Annotated in this window: 21 protein-coding genes and 1 tRNA gene; 7 read left to right on the top strand and 15 right to left on the bottom strand. The window is 62.8% G+C overall.

Going from position 1 to position 19,534, the window contains the following annotated elements; translation table 11 throughout:
• Positions 1 to 4: 4 nt before the first annotated feature.
• The 3 genes from F6X37_RS30735 to F6X37_RS30725 all read right to left on the bottom strand — a co-directional run bounded on the left by F6X37_RS30735 (position 5) and on the right by F6X37_RS30725 (position 2,056).
• Positions 5 to 487, bottom strand: a complete 483-nt coding sequence (locus F6X37_RS30735; protein WP_090803848.1) for an SRPBCC family protein — start codon at positions 485 to 487, stop codon at positions 5 to 7.
• 85 nt (positions 488 to 572) lie between these two features.
• Positions 573 to 971 carry an OsmC family protein gene (locus F6X37_RS30730; protein WP_187613917.1) on the bottom strand — a complete coding sequence of 133 codons (399 nt, stop codon included), beginning with the start codon at positions 969 to 971 and terminating at the stop codon, positions 573 to 575.
• Between the two features lie 206 nt (positions 972 to 1,177).
• Entirely contained in the window at positions 1,178 to 2,056 is an 879-nt protein-coding gene (locus F6X37_RS30725; protein ID WP_187613916.1) for a pirin family protein, read from the bottom strand.
• A gap of 122 nt (positions 2,057 to 2,178) precedes the next feature.
• Here F6X37_RS30725 and F6X37_RS30720 point away from each other — a divergent pair, with 122 nt between their 5' ends.
• On the top strand, positions 2,179 to 3,189 hold the full coding sequence (locus tag F6X37_RS30720) for a LysR family transcriptional regulator (protein WP_187613915.1): 1,011 nt from the start codon (positions 2,179 to 2,181) through the stop codon (positions 3,187 to 3,189).
• Positions 3,190 to 3,624: 435 nt separating this feature from the next.
• On the opposite strand, the gene F6X37_RS30715 is transcribed toward F6X37_RS30720, so the two are convergent.
• The 9 genes from F6X37_RS30715 to F6X37_RS30675 all read right to left on the bottom strand — a co-directional run bounded on the left by F6X37_RS30715 (position 3,625) and on the right by F6X37_RS30675 (position 11,060).
• Entirely contained in the window at positions 3,625 to 4,044 is a 420-nt protein-coding gene (locus F6X37_RS30715; protein ID WP_187613914.1) for an ExbD/TolR family protein, read from the bottom strand.
• A gap of 16 nt (positions 4,045 to 4,060) precedes the next feature.
• On the bottom strand, positions 4,061 to 4,792 hold the full coding sequence (locus tag F6X37_RS30710) for a MotA/TolQ/ExbB proton channel family protein (RefSeq protein WP_018418631.1): 732 nt from the start codon (positions 4,790 to 4,792) through the stop codon (positions 4,061 to 4,063).
• 28 nt (positions 4,793 to 4,820) lie between these two features.
• Positions 4,821 to 5,558: an energy transducer TonB gene (locus F6X37_RS30705; RefSeq protein WP_187613913.1), complete on the bottom strand. Its 738-nt coding sequence runs from the start codon at positions 5,556 to 5,558 to the stop codon at positions 4,821 to 4,823.
• 330 nt (positions 5,559 to 5,888) lie between these two features.
• The gene (locus F6X37_RS30700) at positions 5,889 to 6,143 is read right to left on the bottom strand and encodes a bacterioferritin-associated ferredoxin (RefSeq protein ID WP_090803857.1); all 255 of its coding nucleotides are present in this window, start codon (positions 6,141 to 6,143) and stop codon (positions 5,889 to 5,891) included.
• Positions 6,144 to 6,291: 148 nt separating this feature from the next.
• The gene (gene murI / locus F6X37_RS30695; protein WP_187613912.1) at positions 6,292 to 7,179 is read right to left on the bottom strand and encodes a glutamate racemase; all 888 of its coding nucleotides are present in this window, start codon (positions 7,177 to 7,179) and stop codon (positions 6,292 to 6,294) included.
• A 164-nt stretch (positions 7,180 to 7,343) separates the two neighbouring features.
• Positions 7,344 to 7,823, bottom strand: a complete 480-nt coding sequence (bfr, locus tag F6X37_RS30690; RefSeq protein WP_018418627.1) for a bacterioferritin — start codon at positions 7,821 to 7,823, stop codon at positions 7,344 to 7,346.
• Between the two features lie 202 nt (positions 7,824 to 8,025).
• A complete protein-coding gene (locus F6X37_RS30685; RefSeq protein ID WP_013089003.1) occupies positions 8,026 to 9,549 on the bottom strand; it encodes a fumarate hydratase in 1,524 nt (507 codons plus the stop codon).
• A gap of 51 nt (positions 9,550 to 9,600) precedes the next feature.
• A complete protein-coding gene (locus tag F6X37_RS30680) occupies positions 9,601 to 9,951 on the bottom strand; it encodes a YqhA family protein (protein WP_187613911.1) in 351 nt (116 codons plus the stop codon).
• 206 nt (positions 9,952 to 10,157) lie between these two features.
• A complete protein-coding gene (locus tag F6X37_RS30675) occupies positions 10,158 to 11,060 on the bottom strand; it encodes a DMT family transporter (protein ID WP_187613910.1) in 903 nt (300 codons plus the stop codon).
• 471 nt (positions 11,061 to 11,531) lie between these two features.
• On the opposite strand from F6X37_RS30675, the gene acs reads away from it, so the two are divergent.
• The 4 genes from acs to F6X37_RS30655 all read left to right on the top strand — a co-directional run bounded on the left by acs (position 11,532) and on the right by F6X37_RS30655 (position 16,284).
• Complete coding sequence (gene acs, locus F6X37_RS30670; RefSeq protein WP_187613909.1) at positions 11,532 to 13,514, top strand: acetate--CoA ligase; 1,983 nt, start codon at positions 11,532 to 11,534, stop codon at positions 13,512 to 13,514.
• Between the two features lie 157 nt (positions 13,515 to 13,671).
• Positions 13,672 to 14,100, top strand: a complete 429-nt coding sequence (locus F6X37_RS30665) for a DUF4212 domain-containing protein (protein WP_187613908.1) — start codon at positions 13,672 to 13,674, stop codon at positions 14,098 to 14,100.
• Between the two features lie 4 nt (positions 14,101 to 14,104).
• On the top strand, positions 14,105 to 16,123 hold the full coding sequence (locus F6X37_RS30660; protein WP_187613907.1) for a sodium:solute symporter family protein: 2,019 nt from the start codon (positions 14,105 to 14,107) through the stop codon (positions 16,121 to 16,123).
• 70 nt (positions 16,124 to 16,193) lie between these two features.
• Positions 16,194 to 16,284 (top strand) — tRNA-Ser (locus F6X37_RS30655).
• A gap of 474 nt (positions 16,285 to 16,758) precedes the next feature.
• On the opposite strand, the gene F6X37_RS30650 is transcribed toward F6X37_RS30655, so the two are convergent.
• Positions 16,759 to 17,055, bottom strand: coding sequence for a hypothetical protein (locus F6X37_RS30650; RefSeq protein WP_187613906.1), 297 nt, complete (start codon positions 17,053 to 17,055; stop codon positions 16,759 to 16,761).
• Between F6X37_RS30650 and F6X37_RS30645 the strand changes: the two genes are divergently transcribed.
• Positions 17,012 to 17,491: a multiprotein-bridging factor 1 family protein gene (locus F6X37_RS30645; protein WP_262420090.1), complete on the top strand. Its 480-nt coding sequence runs from the start codon at positions 17,012 to 17,014 to the stop codon at positions 17,489 to 17,491. The two genes, F6X37_RS30650 and F6X37_RS30645, sit on opposite strands and share 44 nt — an antisense overlap.
• Positions 17,488 to 17,802 (top strand): hypothetical protein, encoded by a 315-nt coding sequence (locus F6X37_RS30640; protein WP_187613904.1) that lies wholly within the window; start codon positions 17,488 to 17,490, stop codon positions 17,800 to 17,802. The genes F6X37_RS30645 and F6X37_RS30640 overlap by 4 nt, the downstream gene beginning before the upstream one ends.
• Before the next feature lie 88 nt (positions 17,803 to 17,890).
• Here the strand turns inward: F6X37_RS30640 and F6X37_RS30635 are convergent, their stop codons facing one another.
• Positions 17,891 to 18,943 (bottom strand): tyrosine-type recombinase/integrase, encoded by a 1,053-nt coding sequence (locus tag F6X37_RS30635; protein ID WP_187613903.1) that lies wholly within the window; start codon positions 18,941 to 18,943, stop codon positions 17,891 to 17,893.
• Positions 18,943 to 19,164: a DUF4224 domain-containing protein gene (locus F6X37_RS30630; RefSeq protein ID WP_187613902.1), complete on the bottom strand. Its 222-nt coding sequence runs from the start codon at positions 19,162 to 19,164 to the stop codon at positions 18,943 to 18,945. Before F6X37_RS30630 ends, F6X37_RS30635 begins: the two co-directional genes overlap by 1 nt.
• Positions 19,165 to 19,534 lie beyond the last annotated feature (370 nt).

Below are 19,534 nucleotides of genomic sequence, written 5' to 3'. Positions count from 1 at the left end.
TATGTCAGTGCAACGGTCCCGGTTCCTGCCCGGCCGCGACGTACTGGCGGATCAGCCGCACCGTATCGATATCGTTCTCGCGATACGCGGACTTGACGATCTCCTGCGTCTGCACGGCGTCCTGGTCGGTCGAGACGGGCAGCGTGGTCGCGTACTCGAAGCGTAGGAACAACTGCAGCTCATCGGGCTGCTCGATCGTCATCGTCAGGGAGCCGCCGACGTGCTCGGCGGTCGGCAGGATGTCGTAGCGCACGCTTTCGCTTTCCTGCAGCGTGACGCGATCGCGCACGGTGGCCTGGCCGTAGTGCAACTCACGCTCGAGCACATTGCCGTCGCGCGACAGGATCGTGCAGCTGTCGAGACCAATCACGAACAGTTGCGGCTGCTCGGCGCGCAGCACGAGCCCTTCCCACAGCTGCTCGCGGGTCATCGATTCGACGAAGGGATTCAACGGATCGTTGATCTGAATAAGGTGTTCGAAATTCAAGACGACTGCGTCCTATGAAAATATTGCAATACCCGTGACCCGAACGGACGGCGTCCGACCGTCCTATGCGCGTTTGCTGCGACTGTTAAGCGACCGCGAGCGCGGAGCGGATCGAGATCGTGTGCGTGAGGATCTTGTGCACCGGGCACGCATTGGCAATTTGCAAAAGCCGTTCCCGCTGCTCGCCGGAGAGTTCGCCATCGAGCATGATCTGACGGTCGATCGTCGAGCCTGCGTCGCCGGTTTCCATCGACAGTTTGACGCGTACACCCGCGAGCGGCCAGCCTTTGCGCTGCGCGTACATCTTTAGCGTGATCGACGTACAAGCGCCGAGGCTCGACAGCAGCAGCGAGACCGGCGTCGGGCCGCGGTCGCCGCCGCCTAGCGATTCGGGTTCGTCGGCAAGCCAGGTGTGCTTGCCGTCGTCGAACACGACCTGGAAATTCGTCGAACCAATTTGGGCGGTGATGGTGGGCTCTGCCATGCGCGGCTCCTCTGCTAGGGATCTAATAGCGTCGCGCGCCGCGGACTGTCGAAATCAACGCGGGCCGCGCGACATGAGCCGATATTGTGAACGAATTTAGCGGCGTTCGCGCCCCGAGGCGGGTGATTTGGCGGCGCGCGCGTGGCTGGTGGCAAGCTTCGCCTCGCGCCGACAGGCGTGACAAACGCGCGGCACGCGCTCGTCTGTCAGTGCGTGATCGCGCCCATCCGCCCGGCCTGATAGTCGATCACCGCCTGACGGATCTCGTCTTCGGTATTCATCACGAACGGGCCATAGCGCACCACCGGCTCCTTCAGCGGCACGCCGCCGAGCAGCAGTACTTCGAGTGGTTCGTCGCCGGCCGTGATGGTCACCGCGTCGCCGTCGTTGGCGAACACCACCATCGTGCGCGCGTCGATGTCCGCGCGCGCGTCGCCTTCGCCATACACGCCCTTGCCGGACAGCCCATACGCGAACACGCGATAGTCGGCCGGTACCGGCTGGCGGATCGTCGCGCCCGGCTGCAACGAGAAATGCTGATACAGGATCGGCGTGCGCGTTTCGATCGCGGCCTTGACGCCGAGCGCTTCGCCCGCGATGACCTTCACGCGCACCTGACCGTCTTCGGACGTCGCGACCGGAATGCGTGCCGACTGGATTTCCTGATAGCGCGGCGCGATCATCTTGTCGCGACGCGGCAGGTTCACCCATAGCTGCAGGCCGTGCACGCGACCGCCGGTGCGCGTGAATTCCGGGTCCGGCATTTCGCTATGCACGACGCCGGCGCCCGCGGTCATCCATTGCACGTCACCGGCGTGCAGCGTGCCGGAATGGCCCGCCGAATCCTTGTGGCCGAACTGGCCCTCGAGCACATAGGTGACCGTCTCGAAGCCGCGATGCGGATGATCGGGCGCGCCGATGGCCTCGCCTGGCGCATAGTCGACCGGCCCCATTTCGTCGAGCAGCAGGAACGGATCGAAGTCCATCAGCAGACGCGTCGGAAACGGTCGATGAACGATGAATCCGCCGCCCTCCACTGTGCGAACCGACGGGAACGTACGTTCGATCGTGCGTGACGTAGTCATCAATATCACCTCGAAAAATGGGGAATAGCGCGATTTCTGAAACATGGGGCTATTATAGGGACCGTTTTTGGCGGTGCCAGCCGTCCCTCAGCAATGGATTGTTCTATTCATGGAACGATGAGATGAAGATCGATTCACACAATCTGAACGACCTCATGTACTTTTCGCAGGTCGTCGAACATGGCGGATTTTCTGCCGCCGAGCGGGTGCTGGGCATCTCGAAGTCGCGCCTGTCGCGTCGGCTCACGGAGCTGGAAGCGTCGCTCGGCGTGCGCCTGTTGCAGCGTTCCACTCGCAAGCTCGCACTGACCGAAGCGGGGCAGCTGTTCTACCAGCACTGTCAGGCGATGCTCAGCGAAGCGCAGGCGGCGGTCAATGTCGTGCAGCAATTGCGCTCGTCGCCGCGCGGCACGGTGCGCGTCAGCGTGCCGGTTACGATCTCGCAGACGATTCTGTCGACGATCCTGCCGGAATTCATGCACCGCTTTCCGGAGGTGCGCGTCGTGATGCGCGTGACGAATCGCGTGGTCGATCTGTTCGAGGATTCGATCGACGTCGCACTGCGCGTGCGTTCGGATCCGCCGGAAAACGCGAACATCGTCGTGCGGCCGCTGTGGCGCACCGAGCAGATGCTGGTCGGCGCGCCGAGCCTGCTGCAGCAGAATGCGCCGCCGCTGACGCCGGGCGACCTGAACCGCTTCGAAACACTCGACGTGCCGACGAGCGACGGCCGCCACGTGTACAACCTGATCTCGCCCGACGGCACGCGCCATGCTCACGAACACGAGCCGCGCCTCGTGACCGCCGATCTGATGACGATTCGCGAGGCGGTGCTCGCCGGCGTCGGCATCGCCGCATTGCCGGAGATGATGTATGGAGCCGCGTTGAGAGCGGGGCAACTGTCGCCCGTGATGCCGGGCTGGAGTTTTCCGACGCCGCAGTTGTACGCGGTGTTCGTGTCGCGTCAGGGGATGGTGCCGGCCGTGCGCGCGTTTGTCGATTATCTGGTCGAGATGCTCGATCCGGATGAGGGCAAGCACATCATCGGCGAGTGTCCTGAGCGCGCCGAAAAAGCGGCGGCGCAGGGATCGGTGGCGAGGGCTTCCTCCGCTGTGTCGGCGGCGGTTTCATAAGGCTCTGTGGCAACTTAAGGGGGCACGGTGCGCCGCGGGCCGCTAGCGCGCTTCGCAAATCGTTTTTAGCATTTAAGCGCGGCCTGTCATGATTACTTTCAATGGTCGTTTGCTTGAATGCGCGCGCACGCAGGCATATAGTGAAATCCCTTTCGCTAAGGAGTGTCCTATGCGAAAACTCATGGCCGCTATCATAGCGGGCCTGATAGGGCTGACCGCGTTGTCCGTGTCGACCACGGCCCTCGCATGCGGTGATAAAAGCTATCAGTCTTCGGCCGATGGCAAATGATCCCGCCGCCCGAAGGCGCCGAGTGCGCACAAAAAAAGGCCTTCATCCGACGATGAAGGCCTTTTACTTTTTGGCCCTGTTTAAAAGGGGTGTTCCCGTGGACGAGCGCGCTGCTCCGCTTGCCGCTTAGCGTGCCACGTTACCGTTTACTTCGCTTTGGGCTGTGTGACGAAACCGATCTTCGTCAGTCCGCCAGCCTGCGCGGCGGACATCACCTGCGCGACCTTCTCGTACGGCACCTTGCGGTCCGCATCGAGATGCAACTCCGGCTGCGGGCTCGCCTGCGCGGCCGCGGCGATCTTCGCGGCGAGCGCCGCATCGTCGACCTTGGTGCTGTCCCACAGCACGTTGCCGTCCGCGTCGATCGACACCATCACCTGCGCGGGCTTCGTGTCTTCCCTCTGACTGCTCGCGTGCGGCAGATCGATCTTGACCGCGTGACGGATCACCGGAATCGTCACCATGAAGACGATCAGCAGAACCAGCATCACGTCGACGAGCGGCGTCATGTTGATCTCGTTCATCAGGCCGTCGTCATCGTCTCCGGCGAAAGGGCTCATTGCCATTGGGATGCCTCGTCGATCAGTTGGCGCGGGTTGCGAGACGCAGGCCGTCGCCGCGCCTGGTCGACGACAGACGGGCACCGGTCACGAAGAACGCATGCAGGCCGTGAGCGAAGCGGCTCAGCTTCGCGACGATCGCCTTGTTGGCGCGCGTCAGCGCGTTGTAGCCGAGCACGGCCGGAATCGCGACGAACAGACCAAACGCGGTCATGATCAGCGCTTCGCCGACCGGGCCGGCGACCTGGTCGATCGACGACTGGCCGCTCGCGCCGATCGCGAGCAGCGCGTGATAGATGCCCCAGACCGTGCCGAACAGGCCGACGAACGGCGCGGTGCTGCCGATCGACGCAAGAATCGCGAGACCGCTCTGCATGCGCGCGACGCTTTCGTCCATCGTGTCTTTCAGGCAGCGCGTGATCCAGTCCGACACGTCCATGCGGTCGTGCAGATGCGGCTGCGTCTGGTGATGATGGTCGGCCGCTTCCTGGCCCGACAGAGCGAGCGCGAGGAACGGGTTGTCATGCGGCGTCGAGGCGCCGCCGCCGAGCTTCTTCACGCCGTCGGCGAGGTCGTCCGAATGCCAGAACGCCTGCTCGGCGTTCTTCGTCAGGCGCTTCAGGCGCATCACGTTCCAGCCTTTGACGACGATCACGCTCCACGACATCACCGACATGATCAATAGCGCGAGCGCGATACCGCGCGTCACGAAATCCCCTTGCGCCCACACGTGTGCCAATCCGTAGTTTTGCATTGCAATCCCTTGTTTTTGAAAGCTTGCTTCAGTCGGTCAGATTGAAGTTGAAAGGCTGGGTGTACACGGCCCTGACGGGCTCGCCGTTCTCGAGATACGGTTTGCAGGCGCTCGCGCGTATGGCGGCCAAGGCCGCGTCGTCGAGACGGCTAAAGCCGCTGCTTTTCTTCAACTCGATGTTCTCGAGCTTGCCGTTCAGACCGACGACGAAGTGCACGTACGCAGTGCCGGATTCGCCGCGGCGCCGCGATAGAGCCGGGTATTCGGGCTGGCTGATATTGCAATCGAGGTGCGACACGTTTTTCGGCGCGCTGATTTCCATCGTCGGCTTGCCGATCGCGGGCGCTGCCGCGGTGGGCGGTGTCGCCGGCGCGGCGGGCGCGGGCGGCGTCGGATCGGGCGCCGCGACCGGCGTCGGCGATGGCGCAGCGGCCTGTGGCAACGGAGTTGGCGTCGGCTTGGGCGTTGGAGTCGGCTTCGGCTGGGCTTTCGGTCTTGTATGGACGGGCGGCGTCGGCCGGGGCGGCGGCGGAGCGATCGATTGCAGCGCGACCGGCGCGGCGAGCGGCGCGGGCGGCAGCAGTTCGGCGGTCATCACGTGCGATTCGAGCGCGACCGGTACAGGCTCGTGACGCAGCGTCATGATCACGGCGAGCAGAGCGACGTGAACCGCGGCGACTATGGCAGTGGCCGTCAGCGCGCGGGAATTCGGTCGGGTGGACGACGCCAGCGTGGCGCCGGCGGAAACGGGATGCGGAGCCTGCATGGTCAGTGTGGCAGCGCGCCGTGCGGGCGGCGCGTCAAACAGGGCATCGTCATGTTCGGAAAATCAGCAGCGAAATGAACAAAGTAGTCACGAAACCAATCAGCAATTCCATCTCGAACTCCTTTCGAAGGGGGAGCGGGGTAGCTGGCTGGTACGAGTACTGGCTTGCTGACGGCAGTGGGATAACGCAGTACGGCGGACAGTACTGCGGTTGTGTTGCAGACGTGCGGCACATTCAACGTCGCATCGGAGCGCTACATAAAGCGTGCGTGAAGCAGAGGGGCTTTTAGACGCACCGACACGGCCTAGACCGGGCCCTGCTAATTGAACTCAGGCTGCCTTGCGCTCGTAGAACGCGACTTGCACGACCTCGGCGACGCTCTGCACCTGCCGATGCTCGACCACGCCGCAACGGCTCGCGCACACGCCGCTTTGCAGCATCACGTCACGCACGGATTCCTCGCATTTGCCGCAGCACGAGGCGACGCCGAGTTCAAACTGCAACTCGTCGAACGAGTCGATGCCGTCCGCAATCGAGGAGCGGATTGTGCGGTCGGATACGGATTTGCAGACACAGACGATCATGGCAGGCGTCATAGCTAACGTTAATGCGAATTATTATCATTTTGTTTGGTTCGTTTGGCAAGCGTCCCGTGCGATTTTTTGTAACAAAACCAGACTCTTAGAATGGATTTCGTCGGCAGGAAGGGCGGGCGCGCGCCGGTTGCCGGTGCTAGGCGGCGCGAGAATCCGATGCGGCCGTGCGGCCAGACGGTATCGATACCTGCTCGACCGCGGCCTCGATCCGCAGCAGCGTGGCGGCGAGTTGCTGCTGATGGATGCCGTCGTCGGTGGAATAGAAGCGCGGCAGCGGCGTGCCCCCGGCCGACGCGGCGGCGCGCAGGCCGTGCTGCTCGAGCACGCGTTCGAGCTGACGCGCGATCGCCACGCTCGTGTCGATCAGCGCGAGCCGCTCGCCGACGATGTCGCGGATCGCCGCGTCGAGAAAGGGGTAATGGGTGCAGCCAAGCACCAGCGTGTCGGCGCCCGCGTCGAGCATCGGTTCCAGGTAGCTGCGCAGCAGTGCCTGCAGCTCGGCCGAGCCGACGTCGCAACGCTCGACCGCCTGCACGAGCCCGTGGCCGGGCTGGCACAGAAAGCGGCAGTCGGCGGCGTAGCGTTCGAGCAGCCCCTGGAAGCGGGCGCTGCGCAGTGTCGCCTGGGTCGCGAGCACGCCGGCGACGCGGCTTTTCGATTGCAGCGCGGCGGGCTTGACACCCGGCTCGACGCCGACGAGCGGAATCGGCAGCTTTTCGCGCACCAGCGCGATCGACTGCGCGGTCGCCGTATTGCATGCGACCACGAGCGCCTTCGCGCCTTGTGCGGCGAGCCATTCGCCGATGGCCAGCGTGCGGTCGGTGATGAAGTCGTCGTCGCGCTCGCCGTAGGGCGCGTACAGCGAATCGGCGACATACAGCAACGCCTCGTCAGGCAGTTGCGCGCGCACCGCGCGCAGCACGGACAGGCCGCCGAGCCCCGAATCGAAAATGCCGATCGGCGCCTGCGACACGGCGCCAGCGGCAACACTGCGGACCGTCGGGGACGGCGAAGGGGCGGGCATAGGCGAAAAAAACGAGCGTGAAGTGGCGGTCGGCGAAAAGGGTGAAACCACGGTGAGGCGCGAACAAACGCGCAAGTATATCGCCCGTGCGGTACGGTCCGGCGCGAATGCCTGCTGGGCAGGCGTCGTGCCGCTACCGCGCGGGATGCTTCAGCGTGCTTCGATCAGGACTCGACCGAGCCCATCGCGCTTTGCTGGTAGTTCTGGATACCGACCTTGTCGATCAGATCGAGCTGGGTTTCGAGCCAGTCGATGTGCTCTTCGGTGTCGTCGAGAATCTTCGTGAAGATTTCGCGCGAGATGAAATCGCGCACCGATTCGCAGTAGGCAATCGCCTCCTTGCAGGTGCCTTGCGAAATCTGTTCGAGCTTCAGATCGCATTCGAGGATCTCTTTGGTTTCCTCACCGATCAGCAGCTTGTGCAGGTCCTGCAGATTCGGCAGACCGTCGAGCATGAAGATCCGTTCGATCAGCATGTCGGCATGCTTCATTTCGCCGATCGACTCGTCGTACTCGTGCTTGCCGAGCTTGTCGAGGCCCCAGTGGCCGTACATTCGGGCATGCAGGAAATATTGATTGATCGCGGTCAGTTCGTTCTTCAACTGCGCGTTCAGATATTCGATGACCTTCTTGTCGCCTTGCATGTTATTTCCTTTTTCGGGAACCTTGAATTTCCAACAACAATAAACGCCATGTCCAAAAAAGCCAAGAGATCCGATACAACTGTTGGCGGCGTTGGCGGCCTCGTGCGTGCGGCGCCTTGCGCGTGCATGACGCACGGAAAGAAAAAGCCGGGATCGCGGCCCCGGCTTTTCGACTGACCTGAGTAGCGTTAATCGCGACTCATCAAGCCGTGGCGACCGGAATCTTGCCGATCTTGGCTTGCCATTCCTTCGGGCCGGTCTGGTGCACGGAGGTGCCGTTCGAATCGACGGCGACCGTGACCGGCATGTCCTGCACGTCGAACTCGTAGATCGCTTCCATGCCGAGGTCTTCGAACGCGAGCACCTTCGCGCTGCGGATCGCCTTCGACACGAGGTACGCCGCACCGCCGACGGCCATCAGATACGCGGCCTTGTGCTTCTTGATCGCCTCGATCGCGACCGGGCCGCGCTCGGCCTTGCCGATCATCGAAATGAGGCCCGTTTGCGCGAGCATCGTCTCGGTGAACTTGTCCATCCGCGTCGCAGTGGTAGGGCCCGCCGGGCCGACCGCTTCGTCGCGCACCGGATCGACCGGGCCGACGTAGTAGATCACGCGGTTCGTGAAATCGACCGGCAGCTTCTCGCCCTTCGCGAGCATGTCGGCGATGCGCTTGTGCGCGGCGTCGCGGCCCGTCAACATCTTGCCCGACAGCAGCAGCGTCTGGCCCGGCTTCCAGCCCGCCACTTCTTCCGGCGTTAGCGTGTTGAGGTCGACGCGCTTGCTGGTTTCCGTGTTCGGTTCCCAGTGCACCTTCGGCCATGCGTCGAGCGACGGCGCTTCGAGCTTGGCGACGCCCGAACCGTCGAGCGTGAAGTGCGCGTGGCGGGTCGCCGCGCAGTTCGGGATGATCGCGATCGGCTTGGATGCGGCGTGCGTCGGCGCGGCCATGATCTTCACGTCGAGAACAGTGGACAGACCGCCGAGGCCCTGCGCGCCGATACCGAGTGCGTTGACCTTCTCGTGCAACTCGACGCGCAGCTCTTCGATCCAGTCCTTCGGGCCGCGCGCGATCACGTCCTGAATGTCGATCGGGTCCATCAGCGATTCCTTCGCCATCACCATCGCTTTCTCAGCGGTGCCGCCGATGCCGATGCCGAGCATGCCCGGCGGGCACCAGCCCGCGCCCATCGTCGGCACGGTCTTCAGGATCCAGTCGACGATCGAGTCCGACGGGTTCAGCATCGCGAACTTCGACTTGTTCTCCGAGCCGCCGCCCTTGGCCGCGACCTGCACGTCGACGGTGTTACCCGGCACGATCTCGTAGTGGATCACGGCCGGCGTGTTGTCCTTGGTGTTCTTGCGCGCGCCTTCGGGCGGGCTCACGATCGATGCGCGCAGCACGTTGTCCGGATTCAGATAACCGCGGCGCACGCCTTCGTTGATCATGTCGGTGACGCTCATCGTCGCGCCGTCCCAGCGCACGTCCATACCGACCTTCACGAACACCGTGACGATGCCGGTGTCCTGGCAGATCGGGCGCTTGCCTTCGGCGCACATGCGGCTGTTGGTCAGGATCTGCGCGATCGCGTCCTTCGCTGCGGGGCTCTGTTCGAGCTCGTACGCGCGGCCGAGCGCTTCGATGTAGTCGAGCGGATGGTAGTAGCTGATGTACTGCAGCGAATCAGCGATGCTCTGAATCAGGTCTTCCTGTTTGATGACGGTCATGGCTAGCTCAGTGGGGAGTGGCGCTTGTTGTCGGATCGCAGCACGGTGCGGTCAGTCTTGCGCCTTCATGGGAGTGGAAACCTTGATGCCGCCCACGGCGTGCAATGCCGCGGGCCCTTCGAAATGTTTGGGGTGCGTGTGCGTGGTGTTCTGGTCGGGGCTGATGAAGGTCTTCAGCAGATGGATCGACGAGATGCTGATCAGCGCCATCGACAGCTTCACTTTCAGCACGCCGGCGTTCACGTGATCGAGCCATTCCGGTTCGTCCGGATGACCGTCGAGGCCGAGGCGCGATACGAACGTTTCATAGCCGCCGATGATCACCATGATCAGCATCAGCCCGAGGTACAGCGGCACCTGCAGCCAGCGGCTCATGAAAACGAGGTGGGGCAGCGCGCGCATGGGGCGGCGCGGACGGGCGGAGGCGGGTCGCGAAGCGGACATAGGCAACGGTCAGATGAAGCGCGGGTGACGGAACAGGGGGCCAGGCGCCGACGGCGGTGCGGGGCGCGGCCACCGAAGGGGCGCGAGACTCGCGTCAGGCGCGCCATTGTACAGCGTCGGTCGAATCTGCTGCTTTGCGGCGGGCAGCGCCCGCCACACCGGAATTACGATGCGATCGGCGGCACGCTGCGCGCCTTCAGGCTCGCGAGGCCGATATCGGCGACCACGCAGGCAAGCGCGATGCCGTGCGCGAGCGTGGGCCGCTCGCCGAGGAACTCGATGCCGTAGAGCGCCGCGGCGACCGGCAGCACCGCGCTGAACACGCCGGCAAGACTGCCTGGCACGTGACGGATGCCTTTCATCCACAGCCAGAACGAGAAGATGCTGGCCGACAGCCCGTACCACAACACCAGCATCCAGACGCTCGACGGCACCGCGCGATAGTCGAAATGCGCGAGCGCGCCGGCGCCGAGCGGCAGCATCAGCAGCAGGCCGAACAGATGCGTGTACGCGCAAATATCGATCGGCGCGAGCGTCTGCGTGAGGCGGCGGGACAGAATGATGTACAGCGATTCGCAGCACACGGCACCGAGCACCATGAAGTTGCCCGCGAGCGAGCCGGTGCCGGCCGTCGCATCCGCGCCCGCCTGGACGTGCGCGACATTGATGACGACGACGCCGACGATCGCCAGCGCGATCGACGCGAGCGCGCGGCCATCGGGCCGCTCCTTCAGGATCAGCCACGACAGCAGCGCGACGACCGCCGGAATCGTGCTCGTGATCACGCCGGCCGCGACCGCGCTGGTACGCGCGACGCCGTTGAGCATCAGCAGCGTGAAGCCGAAGGTGCCGAATAGCGCCTGCAAAAACAGGTTGATCCATTCATCGCGTTTGACGCGGCGCAGTTTGGTCGCGCGCAGCAGCGGCCAAAGCACGGCCATCGCGATTACGAAACGCAGCAGCGCAAACAGCGGGACGGGGACGAAGGCGACGATCGATTTACCGATTCCGACATTGCTGCCGACCAGCAGCATCGAGGTAATGAGAAGCAGGGCGTAGCGATTCAAGCTGGAATCCGGACGGCTAGTTCAGTTAGCATTGTAAAAGGCCGTGCGAGAGAGCATAAGGGTGCGAAAGCGGGCGCGCTGGCGGTGCGTCGAGTTCGCATCACCGGTATGCAATGTGCTGCGAGTGAGCGTAGAAGGCTCTGTAGAACGGGCGATCTTTTTCGCGCGCATCTCGTCTGATCAACGCGTAACTGCATCGATGGCTGGCGCGATCTAAGGGTTTTCGCTTGCAGATCAACACGATGCGCGTAAGTGGCCGGTAAGTTGCAGCGCTTATGGTTAAGCCTTGACGCGGAATAGGATCGCGCAGGGCGCCCGCATGCACGGATGTTGCGATGCCGCACGCACGCGCGTTTGACGGTATCGCGAGGTGGGAGACAGCGCCGCTCGTGGCGGCTCGAACAGGATAAGGCCCGCGCGCGCCGCGCGTTGGTACAGGTTTTACGTTTCATCTTCACCAAGGGGTTGTCGATGTCTGCGATTGAATCGGTTCTTCAGGAACGCCGCGTTTTTCCGCCCTCCGCTGACACTGCGAAGGGGGCCACGATCTCCGGCATGGACGCGTACCGGGCGCTCGCCGCCGAAGCGGAGCGCGACTACGAAGGCTTCTGGGGGCGTCTCGCGAAGGAGACGCTGAGTTGGCACAAGCCGTTTACGAAGGTGCTCGACGAATCGAAGGCGCCGTTCTACACGTGGTTCGAAGACGGCCAGCTGAACGCGTCGTATAACAGCATCGACCGTCACGTCGAGGCCGGCAACGGCGAGCGCGTCGCGATCGTGTTCGAAGCCGACGACGGTAGCGTCACCAACGTCACCTATCAGGATCTGCTGCAACGCGTATCGCGCTTCGCGAATGCGCTGAAAAAACGCGGCGTGAAGAAAGGCGACCCGGTCGTCATCTATATGCCGATGTCGATCGAGGGCATCGTCGCGATGCAGGCGTGCGCGCGGATCGGCGCGACGCACTCGGTCGTGTTCGGCGGCTTCTCGTCGAAGTCGCTCAACGAGCGGCTCGTCGACGTCGGCGCGGTCGCGCTGATCACGTCCGACGAACAGATGCGCGGCGGCAAGGCTTTGCCGCTGAAGAACATCGCCGACGAAGCGCTCGCGCTCGGCGGCTGCGAGAAGGTCAGGAGCGTGATCGTGTACCAGCGCACCGGCGGCAAGGTCGCGTGGGACGCAGGGCGGGACCTGTGGATGCACGAACTCGCACAGGCCGAGTCGGACCAGTGCGCGCCCGAATGGGTCGGCGCCGAGCATCCGCTCTTCATCCTCTATACGTCGGGCTCGACCGGCAAGCCGAAGGGCGTGCAGCACAGCACCGGCGGCTATCTGCTGTGGGCCGCGCAAACGCTGAAATGGACCTTCGACTGGCGCCCCTCCGACGTGTTCTGGTGTACCGCCGACATCGGCTGGATCACCGGCCATAGCTATATTACGTACGGGCCGCTCACGCTTGGCGGCACCCAGGTCGTGTTCGAGGGCGTGCCGACCTATCCGGACGCCGGGCGCTTCTGGCAGATGATCGCGAAGCACGGGGTCACGCTGTTCTATACGGCTCCTACTGCGATCCGCTCGCTGATCAAGGCCTCCGAGGCCGACGCTAAAGTGCATCCGAAGAGCTACGACCTGTCGACGTTGCGCATCATCGGCACGGTCGGCGAACCGATCAATCCGGAAGCGTGGGTGTGGTACTACGAGAACGTCGGCGGCGGCCGTTGTCCGATTGTCGATACGTGGTGGCAGACCGAGACCGGCGGCCACATGATCGCGCCGATGCCGGGCGCGACGCCGCTCGTGCCGGGTTCGTGCACGCTGCCGCTGCCGGGCATCATGGCTGCGGTCGTCGACGAAACCGGGCAGGACGTGCCGAACGGGCAGGGCGGCATTCTGGTGGTCAAGCGTCCGTGGCCGGCGATGCTGCGCAACGTGTGGGGCGATCCGGACCGCTACAAGAAGAGCTACTTCCCCGACGAGCTCGGCGGCAGGCTCTACCTCGCCGGCGACGGCGCGGTGCGCGACAAGGAGACCGGCTACTTCACGATCATGGGCCGCATCGACGACGTGCTGAACGTGTCGGGCCATCGTCTCGGCACCATGGAGATCGAGTCGGCACTGGTGGCCAATCCGCTCGTCGCGGAAGCCGCCGTGGTGGGCCGCCCCGATGCGACGACCGGCGAGGCGGTGTGCGCGTTCGTGGTGCTCAAGCGTGCGCGTCCGCAAGGCGAAGAGGCCGTGAAGCTCGCGAACGACCTGCGCAACTGGGTCGGCAAGGAGATCGGTCCGATCGCGAAGCCGAAGGACATCCGCTTCGGCGAGAACCTGCCGAAGACGCGTTCGGGCAAGATCATGCGTCGTCTGTTGCGTTCGCTCGCGAAGGGCGAGGAAATCACCCAGGACGTGTCGACGCTGGAAAACCCGGCGATTCTCGATCAGCTCGGCGAGTCGATTTAAAGCGTTGTAAGCGGGTCCGCGCGGACGGCGGCGGCGTGTCGATCGATACGCTTGCGGGCACGCCGCGCAGACCCGTTATTCGAGCGGACGGCTTGCGTCACGGCGTTGCGCGGACAATCCCGATTGCCTCGCCGATGCCTTTTTGATACATAGGCGCATGGCCGCGCCGCACCTATCCTCCCACGCCACGTTGAACCCCCCGCCCGAACCGCCACCGGTCTCGGCGGCGATGGCGCTCGCGCATCGCAAGTACTGGCGTTTCAACCTCGCGCTGATCGCGGTGCTGATGACGCTTGGCTTCTTCGTCTCCTTCGTCGTGCCATTGCTGGCGCCCGCGCTCGCGCGGGTGCACGCAGGCGGCTTCAGGCTGCCGTTCTACTTTGGCGCACAAGGCGCGATCCTGATCTACCTCGCGTTGATCGTCGTCTATATCGTGCTGATGCAGCGCGCCGATCGTCAGTTGCAGCACGCGTTCGAAGCGGATTCGCAGCGCGATGCGGCAAGCGGTCCCGCCGCGGATTCCACCGGCGGCGCGAACGATGACGTCGCGATCGGCAAGGCCGCGCCGGCCGCGCGCGGGCGCTGAGCCGATGAAGCTCACGCATCGGCTGATCCGCTCGTACGCGCTCTATACGCTCGGCTTTCTGCTGTTCGTTTACGTGATGTGGCGCATCGAGCGCAGCACCGGTCCCGGGGTGTGGATCGGCTATGTGTTCCTGTTCGTGCCGATCGCGGTGTATGCGGTGATCGGCGTGCTGTCGCGCACGTCCGACCTGGTCGAATACTACGTAGCGGGGCGGCGCGTGCCGTCGGCGTTCAACGGCATGGCGACCGCGGCCGACTGGTTGTCGGCCGCGTCGTTCATCGGTCTGGCCGGCTCGATCTACGCGACCGGCTACGACGGCCTCGCGTACATGATGGGCTGGACCGGCGGCTATTGCCTCGTCGCGTTCCTGCTCGCGCCGTATGTGCGCAAGCTCGCGCGCTACACGATTCCCGATTTTCTCGGCACGCGCTATTCGAGCAACGCGGTGCGCGGCCTCGCGGCGCTCGCCGCGATCCTGTGCTCGTTCGTTTATCTGGTCGCGCAGATCCAGGGCGTCGGGCTGATCGCGACGCGCTTTATCGGCGTCGATTTCGCGGTCGGCATTTTCTGCGGGCTCGCGGGCATTCTGGTGTGCTCGTTTCTGGGCGGCATGCGTGCCGTCACGTGGACCCAGGTCGCGCAGTACATCATCCTGATCCTCGCGATGCTGATACCGGTATCGATGATCGCGCACAAGGACGGCCTCGGCTGGGTGCCGCAATTCAGCTATGGGCGCCTGATGGAGCGCATGGAAGGGCTCGAGAAACAGGTGCGCGACGCGCCGCTCGAGGAGCGCGTGCGCGACGACTATCGACGCCGCGCCGCGCTGATGCAACTGCGGCTCGATACGCTGCCGCAATCGTTCATCGAGGAAAAGCAGCGGCTCACGCAGGAGGTCGGCGATCTGCGCCGCCATAACGGTCCGTTGCGCGAGATCAAGGAGCGCGAGCGCGCGCTCGAACAGTTTCCGCGCGATGCCGCCGCCGCGCAGATCGTCTGGAGTCAGAAGCGCGACGACATGCTGATGCGGGCGAGCGCGCCGGTGCCGATGCAGGAACCGTTTCCTGCTGTCGGTGAGGAAGACCGGAGCACGCACGCGCGTAACTTTCTATCGCTGCTGCTGTGTCTGTCGCTTGGCACGGCGAGCCTGCCGCATATCCTGACGCGCTACAACACGACGACTTCGGTGGCGTCGGCGCGGCGCTCGGTCGGCTGGACGCTCTTTTTCGTCGCGCTGTTCTATCTGACCGTGCCGGTGCTGGCGGTGCTGATCAAGTACGAGATCCTGTCGAATCTGGTCGGCCATCATTTCGCCGATCTGCCGCAGTGGCTGATGCAATGGCGCAAGGTCGAACCGAGCCTGATCAGCCTCGCCGATACGAACGGCGACGGTATCGTGCGCTGGAGCGAGATCCAGATGCAGCCTGATATGGTCGTGCTCGCGGCGCCCGAGATCGCGGGGCTGCCGTATGTGATGTCGGGCTTGATCGCGGCGGGGGCGCTCGCGGCGGCGCTATCGACCGCGGATGGTCTGCTGCTGACGATCGCGAACGCGCTATCGCACGACGTGTACTACCACATGGTCGATCCGAACGCGTCGAGCCAGCGGCGCGTGACGATCTCGAAGATTCTGCTGCTGGGTGTCGCATTGTTCGCGTCGTACGTGGCGTCGCTGAATACGGGGAATATTCTGTTTCTGGTCGGGGCGGCGTTTTCGCTGGCGGCGTCGAGTCTGTTTCCGGCGCTCGTGCTCGGCGTGTTCTGGAAACGCACGACGCGGCTCGGCGCGGTGGCGGGGATGGTCGCGGGGCTCGTCGTGTGCATCTACTACATCGTGTCGACGTATCCGTTCTTCACGCAGATGACGGGATTCACAGGTGCGCGCTGGTTTGGCATCGAGCCGATCAGTTCGGGCGTGTTCGGTGTGCCGGCGGGTTTTCTCGTGGCGATCGGGGTGAGTTTGCTCGATCGAAAGGCGGACGCTTATACGATCGCGCTGGTCGACTATATCCGGCATCCGTAGGCGGTTTGCGCGGGGCTTTGGCCAGGGTGTGGCGCAGGGCGCGAAGTTTGCTATAATTCGGCTCCCCGCCGGAGAGATGGATGAGCGGTTTAAGTCGCACGCCTGGAAAGCGTGTATAGGTTAACAGCCTATCCGGGGTTCGAATCCCCGTCTCTCCGCCACCCTTCCCGTAAGGCTTCCCGGCTGATTGTTTGCACACCGCTGTGCCATTCAGAGGGGCTGTGCCATTGTTTGATCATTCCCTAGGCGTTTCAAGTAGCATTCGTCTACGATGCGAAAGTCGCCACGGTAACCGCTCCGTCCACGTCGAGGGCCTTCCCCTCGCAAAGGGCAAAGTGTGAGCGCCTCGTGTTCGGTCGAACAAACTTATCCACTTACGTCTTATGATTGCTGCGTCGGGAACGCTGGGTGCCGCTTTTCGGCCTTCCTGTATCACAAATTTGTGCTAAAGTTTTCCAAAGAACGTGCGATATAAGATCAAGGAGTGGATCGACCCTCGGACGGGACATGGGGCGTTTTCCCGTATCTACGAGTACCTCGGGGCGAAGGGCCAGGCAGCGTGCGACGAACGCCTGCGATATTTGCGCGATCAGCCGCCGTCGATGTGGCACGATCCGCACGCCCGAATGCTAGCCTCAAAACACGATGCCGATTGCAAGAACATTTATGAAATCCGATTCAAAGCCAATGGCGTTCAGCAGCGACCACTGGGTTACTTCGGTCCTCGGGATGACGAGTTCACTATCGTCCTTTGGGCAACCCATAAGGGAGATCAGTGGGACCCATCCAACTTCTGTGAGCTTGCAAAGCGAAGATGGGACCTCGTCACCGCCGGTGGTGAGGCCTGTGAGATTGAGATCGACTAAGCCGAGTAAGCGTCTGGCAAAGATGAGGTCGAAGGCATATCGCGCTGCTGCATCGGAGGCGAACATATCTAATCGCATCGCGACGCAAGTGCGATTGATCCGCGAGGCGGCCGGTCTTACCCAGTCGCAACTGGCTAGAAAGCTCGGCACAGGGCAGAGTGCTATAGCGCGGTTGGAAGACGCCGAGTACGGAAAACACTCGATTGGGCTGCTCAATCGCCTCGCAGACGCATTCGATGTGGCGCTGTGGATGGAATTCGTCTCTTTCTCGACGTTGATAAAGCGAACGTCACACACTGGTCCCGCCGAGCTAACGCCTCTTCCCTATGAGAAAGAATTCGACAGCGACACCGGCGAGCCATTCTACGACATGCCATTGTCCATGGATGGCAGCACTCTGGACTCACGCCATTACGTGACGGCAGTTTCCGGCAATACGGTTCTCGGCTGGTCGGCAGGTTCGACGGTCGACAGCATAGTCATTAAAGGGCAACGCAAATGAGTACGAGCATAACGAAGGTCGAAAACGGCGTCCAAATCACTACTGTATTTCCGGACGGGATCGTCGATCTTGCGGCCGACGGGTTCGGGCCGTCGCTGATTGGTTTCCCGGTGATGAAATTAAGTTTTTTTCAAACCAAGTTCAGTGCAGACGAAGGCCCCACCCAAAAAAGAGAGGTCGTCTCCACAGTCCAAATTCCTACAGCGGCGTTTTTGGAATTTGCGGAGATTGTTCGAAACACCTTAGCTGCGAACAAAGAGGCTGTGCGAGATGCGGTCACAAATTCGTTTGGGCATATCGAAAGGCTTTAACGTATCACGCGAATGGCTTCTGGTCGTTTGCTAGAAACCCGCTCCGGCGGGTTTTTTGTGCGAACGAGATACTAGTCCTTGGCCACATTCATCGCAGCGGTCTAACTCGCTCCGGCTTCCGACGGTAGATCCGCTCGGTCACTTTCCCGTCAGCATGGGCAAGAAGGGCCTGCGCGTGCTCGAGTGTCTCGGCGTCGCTGGCGCATTTTGCACGCAGATCATGCTCCGTGAAGTGGTCCTTCACCTTCGTCTCGCCGAGCACGCGCTCCATAAAGTTGCGCCACATCGTGTCCCATCCGCCGGCGCGCCCGGTCGCTTCATTGAAGTAGCATTCGCCCCTGCGGTTGCAAAATAACCACGGCGCGATCGACACTGGGCGCGCGGATTTAGCGAGCGACACCGCCTCGCGGAGTTCGTCGGTCCACTCATAGAGCAGGCGCTTGCCTGTCGTATTCTCGGTCTTGCCAGGTGTGACGTGGATCCCGTCATCTTTCAGATCGGACATCGTGAGGCGTAGTAGATCGCCGCGACGCAGCCCGCTCAGCAGCTTGATTCGCATGTACGCCTGGATGGCGAGGACGCTGCCCGACTTTCGGCGCGGTTCCAATGACAGGCACTCGACAATCTCCCAATCTTCGATATATCGCGTTCGTGGCTTTTGGCCTTCGAGTCGCACTTCGCGCTTGAAAGGGTGCCGGTCGAGATAGCCCCATTCCACGGCCTTGGTGTACGCGTGCGAAAGCACTTCGATTTCGCGCTTTGCCGCAGTCTTTGCTGAGCGCTTGTCGATGTACTGATAGACGTGGCGCGGCTTGATCGCTATTAGCGGCATGGCGCCGAGCACGGCACGCAGTCGTTTCATCGCGACGGCGTTGTGCGTCCGCGTCGTGACCTCTTTTTCCGGGACAACCTCGAGCGCGTAGCGGTCGAGCAGCTGCCCCACAGTCTTTGCATCGTCGAGCGTCGCGAGACGGTCCGCCCATGCCTTGTATGCCTCGGGGAGCGTCTTGCCGAGCCTGAACTGCTTCTTTCCGTCCCATGCTGCTTCGAGACCTTCGGGGACGCGGTAGTAGTATGCCCCGTGAATCTGACGCCAGCGGGCCGGAAGGCCTTTGTTCTCTTTGTTTCTGGCCTTCGGCATTACGCAGCGCTCCAGTCCGGCATGATTTCGTTTTGGGTGCTGCTGTCGCTAGCGGCGCCCAGTTGTTGCTCGACGTGGCGCCGCGAGACGACCAGGCGGCCGTCGGCGCGCACCTTGTGCTCGATGCCCATAGCGCGGAGCGCTGACTCTTGCGATGCGCGCTGGCGGCGGCCGGTCAGTTCGATCAGTTCATCGGCTGAGAGAAACATCGATCCGATCATCAGATCCTCCAGTGTTTCCGCATAATTTCTAAAATTCACTGTGCATGCTTCATGCATACTTACTGTCCTGCTTCTATTTGAGGGTGGCTGTGATGAGCACGATCGCGTTCTCGCATACTCGTAGCAAGGGCAAGAAGTTGACCTATGAAATCGAAGCGACCCTTTTCGACAAATCAAATGGGTACTACGGTTACGCCTGTTCGATCAAAAACCTCGGGCGCCATATGGGTTCGGGGCTGACGGGTCGGCGCGCGTCAAGCAAGTTGTCGCCTCACTCATGCAGCCAGAGGCTGTTTATTTGCGCTGATCGACGCCATCTCGACGACTGAGTCGCGTTCGGGGTTAAGCGTCACGGCACCAACCGGTGTCC

The organism is Paraburkholderia sp. 31.1 (assembly GCF_014397645.1).
GTDB lineage: Bacteria > Pseudomonadota > Gammaproteobacteria > Burkholderiales > Burkholderiaceae > Paraburkholderia > Paraburkholderia tuberum.
Note: the sequence above shows the minus strand (reverse complement) of the source record. Positions and strands in the feature narration are given on the sequence as shown.

Bases quoted from the DNA above. Each gene is read 5' to 3' on its own strand.
- F6X37_RS30650 (WP_187613906.1), bottom strand. From the start codon at position 17,055: ATGTTCGCCTCCGATGCAGCAGCGCGATATGCCTTCGACCTCATCTTT.
- F6X37_RS30685 (WP_013089003.1), bottom strand. From the start codon at position 9,549: ATGACCGTCATCAAACAGGAAGACCTGATTCAGAGCATCGCTGATTCG.
- F6X37_RS30630 (WP_187613902.1), bottom strand. From the start codon at position 19,164: ATGATCGGATCGATGTTTCTCTCAGCCGATGAACTGATCGAACTGACC.
- F6X37_RS30730 (WP_187613917.1), bottom strand. From the start codon at position 971: ATGGCAGAGCCCACCATCACCGCCCAAATTGGTTCGACGAATTTCCAG.
- F6X37_RS30720 (WP_187613915.1), top strand. From the start codon at position 2,179: ATGAAGATCGATTCACACAATCTGAACGACCTCATGTACTTTTCGCAG.
- F6X37_RS30705 (WP_187613913.1), bottom strand. From the start codon at position 5,558: ATGCAGGCTCCGCATCCCGTTTCCGCCGGCGCCACGCTGGCGTCGTCC.
- F6X37_RS30660 (WP_187613907.1), top strand. From the start codon at position 14,105: ATGAAGCTCACGCATCGGCTGATCCGCTCGTACGCGCTCTATACGCTC.
- murI (WP_187613912.1), bottom strand. From the start codon at position 7,179: ATGCCCGCCCCTTCGCCGTCCCCGACGGTCCGCAGTGTTGCCGCTGGC.
- F6X37_RS30700 (WP_090803857.1), bottom strand. From the start codon at position 6,143: ATGATCGTCTGTGTCTGCAAATCCGTATCCGACCGCACAATCCGCTCC.
- F6X37_RS30665 (WP_187613908.1), top strand. From the start codon at position 13,672: ATGGCCGCGCCGCACCTATCCTCCCACGCCACGTTGAACCCCCCGCCC.
- F6X37_RS30710 (WP_018418631.1), bottom strand. From the start codon at position 4,792: ATGCAAAACTACGGATTGGCACACGTGTGGGCGCAAGGGGATTTCGTG.
- acs (WP_187613909.1), top strand. From the start codon at position 11,532: ATGTCTGCGATTGAATCGGTTCTTCAGGAACGCCGCGTTTTTCCGCCC.
- F6X37_RS30640 (WP_187613904.1), top strand. From the start codon at position 17,488: ATGAGTACGAGCATAACGAAGGTCGAAAACGGCGTCCAAATCACTACT.
- F6X37_RS30635 (WP_187613903.1), bottom strand. From the start codon at position 18,943: ATGCCGAAGGCCAGAAACAAAGAGAACAAAGGCCTTCCGGCCCGCTGG.
- bfr (WP_018418627.1), bottom strand. From the start codon at position 7,823: ATGCAAGGCGACAAGAAGGTCATCGAATATCTGAACGCGCAGTTGAAG.
- F6X37_RS30680 (WP_187613911.1), bottom strand. From the start codon at position 9,951: ATGCGCGCGCTGCCCCACCTCGTTTTCATGAGCCGCTGGCTGCAGGTG.
- F6X37_RS30645 (WP_262420090.1), top strand. From the start codon at position 17,012: ATGAGGTCGAAGGCATATCGCGCTGCTGCATCGGAGGCGAACATATCT.
- F6X37_RS30715 (WP_187613914.1), bottom strand. From the start codon at position 4,044: ATGGCAATGAGCCCTTTCGCCGGAGACGATGACGACGGCCTGATGAAC.
- F6X37_RS30725 (WP_187613916.1), bottom strand. From the start codon at position 2,056: ATGACTACGTCACGCACGATCGAACGTACGTTCCCGTCGGTTCGCACA.